This is a genomic window from Telluria mixta (assembly GCF_029223865.1).
Taxonomy (GTDB): domain Bacteria; phylum Pseudomonadota; class Gammaproteobacteria; order Burkholderiales; family Burkholderiaceae_D; genus Telluria; species Telluria mixta.
In genome coordinates, this window is the sequence record NZ_CP119520.1 from 1,453,656 (window position 1) to 1,465,547 (window position 11,892).

The 11,892-nt window shown below is 68.4% G+C and carries 11 protein-coding genes; 3 read left to right on the forward strand and 8 right to left on the reverse strand.

All coding sequences use genetic code 11. The features are described from left to right. Nucleotides 1–28: 28 nt before the first annotated feature. Nucleotides 29–1,549, reverse strand: coding sequence for a CYTH and CHAD domain-containing protein (locus tag P0M04_RS06370; RefSeq protein WP_259448111.1), 1,521 nt, complete (start codon nt 1,547–1,549; stop codon nt 29–31). A gap of 201 nt (nt 1,550–1,750) precedes the next feature. Between P0M04_RS06370 and P0M04_RS06375 the strand changes: the two genes are divergently transcribed. Together P0M04_RS06375 and P0M04_RS06380 are read left to right on the forward strand one after the other, a co-directional pair. Continuing rightward, nucleotides 1,751–2,500 (forward strand): DUF6345 domain-containing protein, encoded by a 750-nt coding sequence (locus tag P0M04_RS06375; RefSeq protein ID WP_259448112.1) that lies wholly within the window; start codon nt 1,751–1,753, stop codon nt 2,498–2,500. A 3-nt stretch (nt 2,501–2,503) separates the two neighbouring features. Beyond that, a complete protein-coding gene (locus tag P0M04_RS06380) occupies nt 2,504–3,442 on the forward strand; it encodes a hypothetical protein (RefSeq protein ID WP_259448113.1) in 939 nt (312 codons plus the stop codon). A gap of 21 nt (nt 3,443–3,463) precedes the next feature. Here the strand turns inward: P0M04_RS06380 and P0M04_RS06385 are convergent, their stop codons facing one another. From P0M04_RS06385 to P0M04_RS06405, 5 genes are all read right to left on the reverse strand, one after another. Beyond that, entirely contained in the window at nt 3,464–4,402 is a 939-nt protein-coding gene (locus P0M04_RS06385) for a hydroxymethylglutaryl-CoA lyase (RefSeq protein ID WP_259448114.1), read from the reverse strand. Next, nucleotides 4,399–5,610, reverse strand: coding sequence for a CaiB/BaiF CoA transferase family protein (locus tag P0M04_RS06390; RefSeq protein ID WP_259448115.1), 1,212 nt, complete (start codon nt 5,608–5,610; stop codon nt 4,399–4,401). Before P0M04_RS06390 ends, P0M04_RS06385 begins: the two co-directional genes overlap by 4 nt. 16 nt (nt 5,611–5,626) lie before the next feature. Further along, complete coding sequence (locus P0M04_RS06395; protein WP_259448116.1) at nt 5,627–6,910, reverse strand: MFS transporter; 1,284 nt, start codon at nt 6,908–6,910, stop codon at nt 5,627–5,629. Nucleotides 6,911–7,049: 139 nt separating this feature from the next. Continuing rightward, nucleotides 7,050–7,946 (reverse strand): LysR substrate-binding domain-containing protein, encoded by an 897-nt coding sequence (locus P0M04_RS06400; protein ID WP_259448117.1) that lies wholly within the window; start codon nt 7,944–7,946, stop codon nt 7,050–7,052. A gap of 4 nt (nt 7,947–7,950) precedes the next feature. Continuing rightward, nucleotides 7,951–8,862: an AraC family transcriptional regulator gene (locus P0M04_RS06405; RefSeq protein ID WP_259448494.1), complete on the reverse strand. Its 912-nt coding sequence runs from the start codon at nt 8,860–8,862 to the stop codon at nt 7,951–7,953. 132 nt (nt 8,863–8,994) lie between these two features. Here P0M04_RS06405 and P0M04_RS06410 point away from each other — a divergent pair, with 132 nt between their 5' ends. Next, entirely contained in the window at nt 8,995–9,828 is an 834-nt protein-coding gene (locus tag P0M04_RS06410) for an oxidoreductase (protein WP_259448118.1), read from the forward strand. A 7-nt stretch (nt 9,829–9,835) separates the two neighbouring features. Here the strand turns inward: P0M04_RS06410 and P0M04_RS06415 are convergent, their stop codons facing one another. Further along, nucleotides 9,836–10,609: an enoyl-CoA hydratase gene (locus tag P0M04_RS06415; protein ID WP_259448119.1), complete on the reverse strand. Its 774-nt coding sequence runs from the start codon at nt 10,607–10,609 to the stop codon at nt 9,836–9,838. Nucleotides 10,610–10,685: 76 nt separating this feature from the next. After that, complete coding sequence (locus P0M04_RS06420) at nt 10,686–11,882, reverse strand: acetyl-CoA C-acyltransferase (protein WP_259448120.1); 1,197 nt, start codon at nt 11,880–11,882, stop codon at nt 10,686–10,688. Between the last annotated feature and the right edge of the window lie 10 nt (nt 11,883–11,892).

Sequence of the window (11,892 nt, forward strand, 5' to 3'; positions counted from 1 at the left end):
GCGGTCGGGAAACATACCGGCACCAATTCTAGAAGCCCGCCTTGGCGCGCAGCCGGCCCTTGACGTGGCGGCGCGCGCGCGGCATCGCATCGAGGGCACGCGCGGCCAGCACGCCTTCGATGAAGCCGAGCAGTCCCGCCTCCTGCGGCACGCGGTCACGCAGCTGCGCGACCAGTTCGCGCGCGACGAAGGCATCGTTGATCTCGCCCAGCTCGTCCTGCATGCCGCTCAAGAGATCGTGCCGCCGGGTCGCCTTGCGGTCGTGCGACAGCGCGGCGAAGAACTCGCGCGCATAGCGTTCCTTCTTGGCCGCGATGCGCACCTTGTGCAGGCACTCCGGCCGTTTCAGGTCGTAGCCGCGGGCGCGCTTGCGCACGCGCGCGGCCGCGTGCTGCACGAGCTTCGGCGCGGCCTTCGCGATCTTCTGGTCGAGCGGGTCGGCCGGCAAGGCCGTGTTCTGCCAGCCCTTGCCCGCGATCCAGCCGCCCAGCGCCAGCATCAGGGTCGTGTAGCGCGGGCTGCCGACGGCCGAGCGCACGCGCGCCCGATGACGCTCCGCTTCTTCGCGCGCCGCGACCTCCACGCGCGCCATCGACGGTTTCTGCGCCTCCGTCAGCGGCAGGCCGGGCAGCACGGCGTCGAGGAACACGTCCCAGTTGCGCGCGTCGCCCAGTTCGCCGGCGAGCCAGTCGATATCGGCCGCCAGCGGTTCCGGCAGCGCCACGAGCCCGTCGACCATGTCCTGGGCCGCGCGCAGGCGGCGCAGGCCGACGCGCATCTGGTGCAGGCTCTCGACGTCGCCCGCCAGCACGCCCCGCTCGTTGGCCTGCATCTGCTGCAGGCAGTTCTGCAGGATGCCGCCCAGCGCCTCGCCCAGCGTGGCCTTGCGCCTGACCGTCACCGGCGTGGCCTTGACGGCGTGCGCCTTGTCCTCGATCGCCAGCGCATAGCCGCGCTCGGCCTTGCTGACGTTCTCGATGCGCACGGGCGTCGCCTCGTGCACCCGCTGCGCCAGTTCGTACAGGCAGGCCGGATCGCCATCCTTCACTTCCAGCTCCAGCTCGCGCACTTGCGTCTTGCGCTCGCCATGCTGCAGCTCGCCCACGTCCAGCGCGCACTCGACGTGCGTGCCGTCCGGCAGGGCCAGCATCCACGTCGTGCGCTTCGTGCGGTTGACGAAGACCGGCTCGGGCGCGAGCTGCTGGCCGTCCAGGCTGTGGGCCAGGTCGGGCAACGCTTCACGCAGCTGGCGGTCGAACAGGTCGTGGTCGGGCACCTCGGACTGGATTTCGGCTTCCAGCTCGGTCCTCCGGTGCAGCCCGGCCACGGCGCTGCCGCCGCCCTTCAGGGTCTGCACATGACGCTCGCCGGCGCTGCGCACGCGCAGGGCGAAGCCGTGCTTCCACAAGTCGAAAGCGCCGGTATCGAAATAGCGGTCGACGTGCTCCTGATCGCGCGGCTTCGATACGGCGTGCTCGCGCAGCACGGCGGATTTTTTCAACTGCGCGGCGCTCGTCGCGTCCACGGCCAGTTTGATTTCACATTCCATCGAATTCTCCTGTCATCCCATCTTCTTACTGTAGCGCATCGCCTTTGAGGTCGACACACGAATCGGCGCTCCCGTACCCGCGTTGGATCAAGCCGGTGTGCAAGCACGCCTGAGGCAGAACAGGCCGAGACCGGCCATGCGCCGCTACCGTACGGGTGCTGCCCGCGCATTCATGCAAGCGGCATTTCCAAGGAGACAGAAATGGCACGGTTCGGTGTCGAGGCGATCCGCTACTTCAGCCATGCGCGTGCGGCGCACGTGGACACGGCGGGGGACCTCACGTACACGTTCAATCGAAGTAACGGCCTGGACAATAAACTGCGCGGCGCCGGCCACACGCGCGCGTTCTACTGGGCCAACACGGATGTCTGGGAGACGGACATCCGCGACAGCGACCAGGGCGGCGACGACCGCCATTGGGTCGACGACGTCGACCTGTTCTGGATCGAAACCCACGGCAACCACGACGACGCCGGCCACGTCGTGCTGTTGTACGACACGCCCGCCACGGAATGGCTCGCCAATTCGGCGCGCTGGCAACTGGGCGAGGACTGGAACAACGAATGGGTGATGGCGTATTCGTGCGACACGGCGGCGCTGCCCACCGTCGCGGGCCTGTGGAACATCTTCGCGCGCATGCACATCTATTGCGGCGCCTGGGACCTGATGTGGGACGGCATCACGACGGACGAATGCGGCGAGGACGTGGGCGACAACCTCGTGCACGGCGACACGGTGGCGCACGCCTGGCACGACGGCGTCTCGGACTGGTGGGTCGACAACCACCCGATCACGGTGTGCGTGGGCGATGCCGCCACCTGGAACGGTGGCGCGATCCGCTGGGATCTCAGCGCCATCAACCGCGATCACCTGTGGGGCCACGGCACCGTGACCCCGGACCTGCCGCCTGCCCGGCAGGCCTGCCTGCTGTGGACCTGGACGGAGGGCTGAACGATGAGCGACCACACCCTGCTGCACAAGCTGGCCGGCGCCTGCGCCAACGCGCGCATTCCCGAACAGGCCGACATCCTCCTGCTGCAGTCACCGACGCGGGAACAATTGCAGGCACGCGCCCGCCGCTTCGTCACCCTGCTCCAGGAACACGGCGACTGCCCGCACGACAATGGCGGCGCCTGGCAACAGCGCGACGACCACACGGTGATCCACCTGCCGGACGGCGCGCGCGCCATGGTCTACCACGCGTCCGGCGCCCTGCGCTACGTCTCCGGCCTTGGCCCGGCGGAAGCAGCATTCGAGCATGACGCCGAGCGCGCCGTCCTGCAACGCCTCGTCGAGGAACGCGCGCGCAAATTGACCCTGTCCGACTGGGCCGGCCCGAACGGAGAGCTGCGCTTCGAGCGCCTGTTCCGCACGCTGGGCCAGGGCGCCGACCCGGCCGGCAAGACATCCGCAGCGACGCTGTTCCGCGCCCTCGGCGCCTGGCGCCAGGTCGCGGGCGGCATCCCGGTGCTGGGTGCCGCATCCGTCGCGCTGCGGCTCGCGGGCGACGGCCGGCTGGACGCGCTGTCGGTGCAGGTGCGCCCAGCCAACGGCGAAGTGCTGGACCGCGCCGCCATCATCGAACCGCAAACGGGTGCGCGCCAGATCGTGGCGCAACTGGCCACCTTGCTCGGCCAGAAAGAGGTCGCGGGCGACTTGGTGGAATCGGCGACCCTGCAGTTCGGCTACCTCGACCTGGGCAAGCGTAAGACGCAGCGCGTGCTGGCGCCCGCCTATGTCGCGCACGTCGTCCTGCGCCACAAGACGGGGCGCCAGGCGTATGTGCTTGCCGTGCGCGCGACGGAACGGGCCTATCTCGACCTGCCCGTGTATGGCAGCGGGATCGTGGCCGGACACGGGCGGACGGAGATTGCGCGCTGCGAGATACGCTGATGGATACGCTGACCGGTACGCTCAGGCAGCCGGCTGTGGGTGCAGATCCAGCCTGCGGCCGGCCTTGACGATCTGGCTGGGCACCTCGTGGCCGACGAGGTCCTGCAGGCGGACAGCCGCCTGCAGCAACAGGGCCAGGTCGACGCCCGTGTCGTAGCCCATCAGCTCGAGCGCATGCACGACCTCCTCCGTGCACACATTGCCGGTGGCGCCGGGCGCATACGGACAGCCGCCGATGCCGCCGAGGGAGGCGTCGAAGCGGTCGGCACCCGCGTCGATGGCGGCCAGCACGTTCGCGAGGCCCATGCCGCGCGTGTTGTGGAAGTGCAGTGTGAGTTCGGTGCCGGGCCAGCACGCGCGTACCGCTTCCGTGAGCGCGCGCACCTGGGTGGGATACGCCATGCCGGTGGTGTCGCACAGCGTGATGCCGTGCACGCCGAGTTCGTCGACGAAGCGGGCGCACCAGTCCAGCACGTCCTGCTGCGGCACGTCGCCTTCCATCGGGCAGCCGAAGCTGCACGACAGCGACACGTTGACGGCGATGCCGTGGCGCCGCGCCAGTGCCGCGACGTCGGCCAGTCCCGCGAAGGATTGTGCACGCGTCATGCGCAGGTTGGACAGGTTGTGGCTTTCGCTGGCCGACATGACGAGATTCATCTCGCCGACACCGGCCGCGACGGCACGCTCGGCCCCGCGCACGTTCGGCACGAGGGCGCTGTACACGACGCCCGGTGCGCGCGCGATGCCGGCGAATACGTCGGCCGCATCCGCCAGCACGGGCACGGCCTTCGGCGACACGAAGGAGCTGACTTCGAGCTTGGCGAGACCCGCGCCCGACAGCAGGTCGGCCAGGGCGATCTTGTCGGCCGTCGGCACGAAGCGGCACTCGGCCTGCAGGCCGTCGCGCAGGCCGACTTCCTGGATGTGGATGCGGCGACCGGCGCCGTTCCAGGCGCTCACGCCACCACCTTGCGCGCGCGCAGCGCCGTGATCTGGTCTTCGGTGAGGCCGATCTCGCGCAGGACGGCATCCGTGTCCTCGCCCAGCCGCGGCGCCGCCGAGCGCACGCTGCCCGGCGTGCCCATCAGCTTCGGCACGATGCCGGGCACTTCCACCTCGTAGCCTTCTCTCGTCTGCTGCGTCAGGATCATGTCGCGCGCCCGGTAGTGCGGGTCTTCGGCAATGTCCTTCGCCGTGTAGACCTTGCCGGCCGGGACTTTCGCCGCGCCCAGCACGTCCAGGACGTCCGCCACGGTCCGCTCCGCCGTCCACGCGCCGATGGCCGCATCGATCTCGTCCACGCGCGCGACGCGGCCCGCATTGTTCGCGAGGTCAGTCGCGTCGCCCAGGTCGGGCCGGCCGATGGCCTGCATCAAGCGCTTGAAGATGCTGTCGCCGTTGCCCGCGACGAGCACGTAGCCGTCGACGCACCGGTAGGCGTTCGACGGGGCGATGCCCGGTAACGCGCTGCCGGCGGCCTCGCGCACGGCGCCGAACGCGCTGTATTCGGGAATGAGACTTTCCATCACGTTGAACACGGCTTCGTGCAGCGCGACGTCGATCACCTGCCCTTTGCCGCCGTTGACCTTGCGGTGGTACAGCGCCGTCAGCACGCCGATGGTGCCGTGCAGCGCGGCCAGGGTGTCGCCGATCGAGATGCCGCAGCGCACCGGTACGCGCCCCGGCTCGCCGGTCAGGTGACGCAGGCCGCCCATCGCTTCGCCGATCGCGCCGAAGCCCGGCAGGTCGCGGTACGGCCCCGTCTGGCCGTAGCCGGAAATGCGCAGCATGACGAGGCCCGGATTCAGCTCGGACAGCACGTCCCACCCCATGCCCCAGCTTTCCAGGGTGCCGGGACGGAAGTTCTCGACGAGCACGTCGGCTTCGGCGATCAGCTTGCGCGCGATATCCTGCCCCTCCTCGCTTCTCAGGTCGAGGGCGAGCGAGCGCTTGTTGCGCGACTGGACCTGCCACCAGACGGAGGTACCGTCCTTCATCATGCGCCAGTTGCGCAGCGGGTCGCCCGCGCCCGGTGCCTCGATCTTGATCACGTCGGCGCCGAAATCGCCCAGCGTCTTGCCGGCGAACGGGCCGGCGATCAATTGTCCCATCTCGATCACGCGCACGCCCTGCAGGGCGTTGGCGGACATCGTGTGTGCGGCCGTCATGCTCATCTTGTCCTCGTCAGTTTGCAGATTGTTCGCGCTGGCGCAGCCGTTCGGGCAGGCCGAACGCCAGCACACCGGCACAGACCACGCCCAGCGCCGCGATCACGTACAGGGCGGGCGTCGTGCTGCCGGTGACGTCCTTGATGCGTCCCACCATCACCGGGCTGACGATGCCGCCCAACTGCCCCAGCGTATTGATCAGCGCGATGCCGCCCGCCGCGCCGGCGCCCGTCACCAGTTTCGGCGGCAGCGCCCAGAACGCGGGGATCGACGCTACCACACCCGCACCCATCACGGCCAGTGCCGCGACCAGCAGGCCCGGCTGGTGGTCGAACAGGCCGGCGCCGCAAAAGCCCACCGCGCCCAGCAGCACGAGGCCGATCACGAACTTCGTGCGCTCGCCGCTGGCGTCCGACAGCCGGCCCACGGTCACCATCGCGATCGCACCGCACAGGTAGGGCACCGCCGTGAGCAGGCCGATGGTCGTCGGGCTCGTCGTGCCGGCGCTGCGGATCATGTGCGGCGCCCAGAAGTTCAGGCCGTAGGAGCTCACCTGGATCAGGAAATAGACGAGGCCCAGCGTGAAGAACCCCGGCGTCTTGAGGGCGCCCACCAGCGAGTGGCTGCCAATCTGGCGGTTCTGTTCGGCGATGCGCGTGGCCAGCAGCGCGCGTTCCTGCGGGGCCAGCCAGGATGCGTCCTCGACGCGGTCCTTCAGCACGAGGAACACGATGGCGCCGAGGCCGATGCAAGGCAGGCCGCCCACGAGGAACAGCCAGTGCCAGCCGGACATGCCCAGCACGCCGTCCAAGTGGGCCAGCACGAGGCCGGCGGCGGGCGCGCCGACGAGGCCGGAGAATGCCGAGGCCAGGAACAGCATCGAGGTGATGCGGCCGCGGTAGGCGGTCGGGAACCACAGCGTGAGGAAGTACAGCACGTAGAACTGCCATTCGTTCTGCACCAGCGCCATCAGCGCGGTGGCGATGCCCCACGAGACCATGATGCGCGCGATCCAGCGCCGCGCGCCGACCTTGTACAGCATCATGTTGCTGGGGACTTCGAACAGGACGTAGCCGACCGAGAACAGGCCGGCCCCGAGGCCGTACGCCGTGTCGGACAGCGACAGGCTGCTCTGCAGTGCGAACTTGGCGAAGCTGATGTTGATGCGGTCGAAAAAGGCGAACAGGTAGCAGATCATGATGAGGGGCATGATGCGCCATGCCACCTTCGCCACGATCCGCGCCATGTCCGGCACGGCGGCGTCGGCCGCGCCGGCCGAGGCGGAAAGAATCTTGTTCATTGTTGTCTCCGGATGGATAAGTGTCGAATGACCCGCACGCTCTTGGTGGCGTGATGATGGAATTCTGGCAGCACTCCCCCAGGCGCGGAATGACCAAGGTGTGAACCCCGCTTTCGCGTTTCGCGAAAGCTCGCCCGTGCTAGGTGCCGGCGCCCAGATGGTCGACGAGCAGGCGCGCGTGGCGCGGCAGGGTTTCCAGGTCGCGCACGCCGATCAGGAGCTGGCGCCGCGCCCACGCATCCGTCAGCGGGATCTGGCGCAGGTTCAGCGAGCGCACGAGCGCGCGCACGGCATCGGCGGGGAGCACCGCGACGCCGAGGCCGGCCGCCACCATCTGGCACATCGCATCGAAGCTGCGCACCTGAATGCGCACGCGCAGGCGCCGGCCCATCGCTTCCGTCTCGACCTGCAGGCGCTGCGCCAGCGACGTGCCCTGCGACAGGCTGACGACGTCGAAATCCGCCGCCTCCTCGAAGCCCAGGCTGCGCCGGCGCGCGAGCGCATGGCCGGCCGGGACGACGAGCACGAGGCGGTCTTCGCGATACGGCATCAGGTGCAGGCCGAGGGCGGGGGTGCGGTCGGCGAAGATGCCGATGTCGGCGCGGCCTTCGAGCACGCCCAGCACGATCTCGTTGCTGTTGAGTTCAGCGAGCTCGATCCGGATCGCCGGATTGGCCTTGGCGAAGGCGGCGATGTCGGCCGGCAGGAACTGGGTGATGGCGGAGGTATTGGCCCACAGGCGCGCCACGCCGACGATGCCGCTGGCGTGGTCGTGCAGCTCGGCCGCCAGGAGGTTCACGTCGCCGAGGATGCGCTGCGCGTGCCGGGCCAGCGCGAGGCCGGCCGCGGTGGGCGTGATGCCGCGCGAATGGCGCTCGAACAGCGCGGCGCCGACGGCGGCCTCCAGGTCGGTGATCCGCTTGCTCGCCGCCCCGACGGCGAGATTGGCGAGCAAGGCCCCCTTGCTGATGCTGCCGGAGCGGACGACGTGGCTGAACAGGGAAAGAGAGACGAGGTCGAGACGGTGCAGGTTCATGATTTCAGTGTGACGAGACAAACCCGGCGCCGGGAAACGCCGGCGGAATGGCAAAGGTCGCCCGCATCCGCCTTGCCTCCGCTGCCGGGGTCAAGCCGAACAGCCGCCGGAACTCGCGGCTGAACTGCGATGGACTCGTATAGCCCACCGCATGGCACGCCGCTTCCGCGGTCAGGTCGCTGCGTACCATCAGCAGGCGGGCCTGGTGCAGCCGCGTCGATTTCAGGTACTGCATGGGGGACGTCTGCGTGATCGCCTTGAAGTGGCTGTGGAAGGCCGGAATGCTCATGCCTGCTTCCCGCGCCAGCTGCGCCAGGTCGAGCGCTTCCGCGTAACCGGCATGGATGCGGCGCAACGCCCGGCCGATCTTGCCGTACTGGCCTTTCAGCGCGAGCGCCTCGCGCATCGAGCGTCCCTGCGCGCCGGTGAGCACCCGGAAATACAGTTCGCGCAGCAGGCCCGGTCCCAGTACGGCCGCCTCCAGCGGCCGGTTCAAGGCTTCCAGGAACCGCAGTACCGAGCCACGCATGTCCGCATCGATGGGACTCGACAACATGCTCTGCGGCGCCTGGGCAGGTTCGGCCAGGGCGTGGCGGTCGATGTGCAGCATCAGGTCCGCGGCGACGGCGAAATCGAGATGCAGGTACAGCGCGAGCAACGGCTGCGCCGGCGTCGCCTCCGTCTCCATGTCGAACGGCACGGGAACGGAGACCGCCAGGTAATGCTGCGCATCGTAGACGTACAGTCTGTCGCCGAAGTAGCCGCGCTTGCGGCCCTGGCCGACGATCACGATACCGGGATCGTAGAGCACCGGCGTGCGCGTCAACGCGCGGTCGGAACGCAGGATCCGCACGGTAGGCAGCGCCGTGAGGTTGTAGCCCTCGTTGGGCGCCAATGCGCGCAGCAGCTCGACCATGCGCCGCTGCGCGTGGCCGGATGGATCGCCGCCGTCATCCATAGTTTTAGGCAAGATAAACAGTCGAATTGGGCTTATTGGGTCATCTCGCGAAGAATACCATGCAGCTTTCATCGATTCAGGAAAGAAGACATGGCAACCCATAAACTCCTGCTGATCACCGGCGTCAGCAGCGGCTTCGGCCGCGCCCTTGCGCAACAAGCCCTGGCCGACGGTCACCGCGTGGTGGGGACGGTCAGGAACGCGCAGGCCGCGGAAGCGTTCGCGGCAATGTGCCCGGCGCGCGCCCACGCGCGCATCCTCGACGTGACGCAATTCGATGCGATCGACGGCGTCGTCGCGGACATCGAAGCGAACGTCGGCGCCGTCGATGTCCTCGTCAACAACGCCGGCTACGGGCATGAAGGCATCCTGGAAGAATCGCCGCTGTCCGATATGCGCCGCCAGTTCGACGTCAACGTCTTCGGGCCGGTCGCCATGATGAAAGCCGTGCTGCCGTTCATGCGCGCCCGCCGGCGCGGCCATATCGTCAACATCACGTCGATGGGCGGCTACATCACGATGCCCGGCATCGCCTACTACTGCGGCAGCAAATTCGCGCTGGAAGGCATCTCGGACACGCTCGCCAGGGAAGTCCAGCCGTTCGGCATCGCCGTCACCGCGATCGCACCGGGCTCGTTCCGCACCGATTGGGCTGGCCGCTCGATGCAGCGTACCGCGCGTTCGATTGCCGACTACGACGCGCAGTTCGACCCGGTGCGCAAGGCGCGCGAGGAAAAGAGCGGCAGGCAGCCGGGCGATCCGGCCAGGGCGGCGCGCGCGATACTGGCCGTGATCGAGGCAGACGCGCCGCCGACGCACCTGCTGCTCGGCAGCGACGCGCTGCAACTGGTGCGGGGCAAGCTGGCCGACCTCGGGCGCGAACTCGATGCCTGGGAAGAGGTCTCGGTCTCGACCGACGGTTGACAGCCGTTTAATCGAACTTCGAAAAATCCGGCTTGCGCTTTTCGAAGAACGCCGTAAAGGCTTCCTTGGCCTCGGCACCGGTCAGCATCGCACTGAACCGCTCGTTCTCCGCCGCGATGGTGTCTTTCACGAGCGCCGCGCGCGACCGCTTCATGAGCGCCTTGGTCGTGCGGATCGACGCGGCCGGCAGTTTCACCAGCTTGGCGGCCTGCCCCTGCGCGAACGACAGCAGTTCGGCGGCCGGCAGCACCTTGGCCACGATGCCCATCTCGAACGCTTCCTGCGCGCCGAAGGCTTCGCCCAGCATCAGCTTTTCCGCCGCGCGGGTGTAGCCGGCCGATTGCGCGACGAGCAGCGACGATGCGAACTCGGGGCACAGGCCCAGCTGCGAGAATGGCATCGAGAACTTGGCGTTGTCGGCGCAGTAGACGAGGTCGCAGTGCATCAGCAGGGTCGTGCCGATGCCGACGGCGGCACCGGCGACGGCCGCGACCACCGGCTTGCTGCAGCCTTCCAGCGCCTGCATGAACTGGAACACGGGACGGGATTCGAGCATCGAGCCGGGGCCCACGTTGTGCAGAAAGTCTTCCAGGTCGTTACCGGCCGTGAAGATCTCGGGCTTGCCGGTGATGAGGATGGCGCGGACCTGCGGGTCGGTGTCGGCCGCGCGCAGGGCGTCGGCCAGCAGGGTGTACATGGCGCCCGTGATGGCGTTCTTGCGTTCCGGGCGGTTGAATTCGAGGGTGAGGATGCCGTCGGCGGTGGTGGTCAGGATGTCCATTGGGTGTCTCGTTTGTTCATATAAAAAAGGGCGCTGCGGTTGTGCCACAGCGCCCCTTCCGTTCACGTCGTGTGGATTACACGCGTTCGATGATGCCCGCCGCGCCCATGCCGGCGCCGACGCACATGGTGACCATGCCGTACTTCAGGTTGTTACGGCGCAGGGCGTGCACGACCGTGGCTGCACGGATCGCGCCGGTGGCGCCCAGCGGGTGGCCCAGGGCGATCGCGCCGCCCATCGGGTTCACTTTGCTGGTGTCCAGGCCCAGGTCGCGGATGACGGCCAGTGCCTGTGCCGCGAAGGCTTCGTTCAGTTCGATCCAGTCCAGTTGGTCCTGCGTGATGCCGGCGGCGGCCAGCGCGGCCGGGATCGCGACCTTCGGACCGATGCCCATGATCTCCGGCGGCACGCCGCGCACGGCGAACGAGGAGAACTTGGCCAGCGGGGTCAGGTTGTGTTCGCGCAGGATCTTCTCGCTGACGACGATCAGCGCACCGGCGCCGTCCGACATCTGCGACGACGTCGCGGCCGTCACGCTGCCCTTGGCGGCGAAGACCGGCTTCAGCTTCGCCATGCCTTCCATGCTGGCGTCGGCGCGCGGGCCTTCGTCCAGGTCGACGGTGCGGCGCTTGACCTTGATCTCGCCGCTCGCCAGGTCCGGCGTGCGGGTGACGATTTCCACCGGGGTGATCTCGTCCTTGAACAGGCCGGCCTGCTGGGCGGCGATGGCCTTGCGGTGCGATTCCAGGCCGAAGGCGTCCTGGTCTTCGCGGCTCACCTTCCACTGGGCGGCGACCTTCTCGGCCGTCAGGCCCATGCCGTACGCCAGGCCCACGTTCTCGTCCTTGAACGTCTCCATGTTGATCGACGGGTGGTGGCCCATCATCGGCACCATCGACATCGATTCGACGCCGCCGGCGATCATCACGTCGGCCTCGCCGACGCGGATGCGGTCCGCGGCCATGGCCAGGGCAGTGATGCCCGAGGCGCAGTAACGGTTGACGGTCACACCGCCGACCGTGTTCGGCAGGCCGGCCAGCACGACGGCGTTACGGGCCACGTTGAAGCCCTGCTCCGCTTCCGGGAACGAGCAGCCGACGATGGCGTCGACGATCAGTGCCGGGTCCAGGTTCGGCACGGCCGCCATCGCGCCGCGGATCGCGGCCACCAGCAGGTCGTCCGGACGGGTCTTGTTGAAGAAGCCGCGCGGCGCCTTGCCGATCGGGGTGCGGGTCGCTGCGACGATGTATGCGTCTTGAAGTTGTTTGCTCATGTCAGTAGTC

Bases quoted from the DNA above. Each gene is read 5' to 3' on its own strand.
- P0M04_RS06370 (WP_259448111.1), bottom strand. From the start codon at position 1,549: ATGGAATGTGAAATCAAACTGGCCGTGGACGCGACGAGCGCCGCGCAG.
- P0M04_RS06380 (WP_259448113.1), top strand. From the start codon at position 2,504: ATGAGCGACCACACCCTGCTGCACAAGCTGGCCGGCGCCTGCGCCAAC.
- P0M04_RS06390 (WP_259448115.1), bottom strand. From the start codon at position 5,610: ATGACGGCCGCACACACGATGTCCGCCAACGCCCTGCAGGGCGTGCGC.
- P0M04_RS06400 (WP_259448117.1), bottom strand. From the start codon at position 7,946: ATGAACCTGCACCGTCTCGACCTCGTCTCTCTTTCCCTGTTCAGCCAC.
- P0M04_RS06405 (WP_259448494.1), bottom strand. From the start codon at position 8,862: ATGGTCGAGCTGCTGCGCGCATTGGCGCCCAACGAGGGCTACAACCTC.
- P0M04_RS06415 (WP_259448119.1), bottom strand. From the start codon at position 10,609: ATGGACATCCTGACCACCACCGCCGACGGCATCCTCACCCTCGAATTC.
- P0M04_RS06395 (WP_259448116.1), bottom strand. From the start codon at position 6,910: ATGAACAAGATTCTTTCCGCCTCGGCCGGCGCGGCCGACGCCGCCGTG.
- P0M04_RS06375 (WP_259448112.1), top strand. From the start codon at position 1,751: ATGGCACGGTTCGGTGTCGAGGCGATCCGCTACTTCAGCCATGCGCGT.
- P0M04_RS06410 (WP_259448118.1), top strand. From the start codon at position 8,995: ATGGCAACCCATAAACTCCTGCTGATCACCGGCGTCAGCAGCGGCTTC.
- P0M04_RS06420 (WP_259448120.1), bottom strand. From the start codon at position 11,882: ATGAGCAAACAACTTCAAGACGCATACATCGTCGCAGCGACCCGCACC.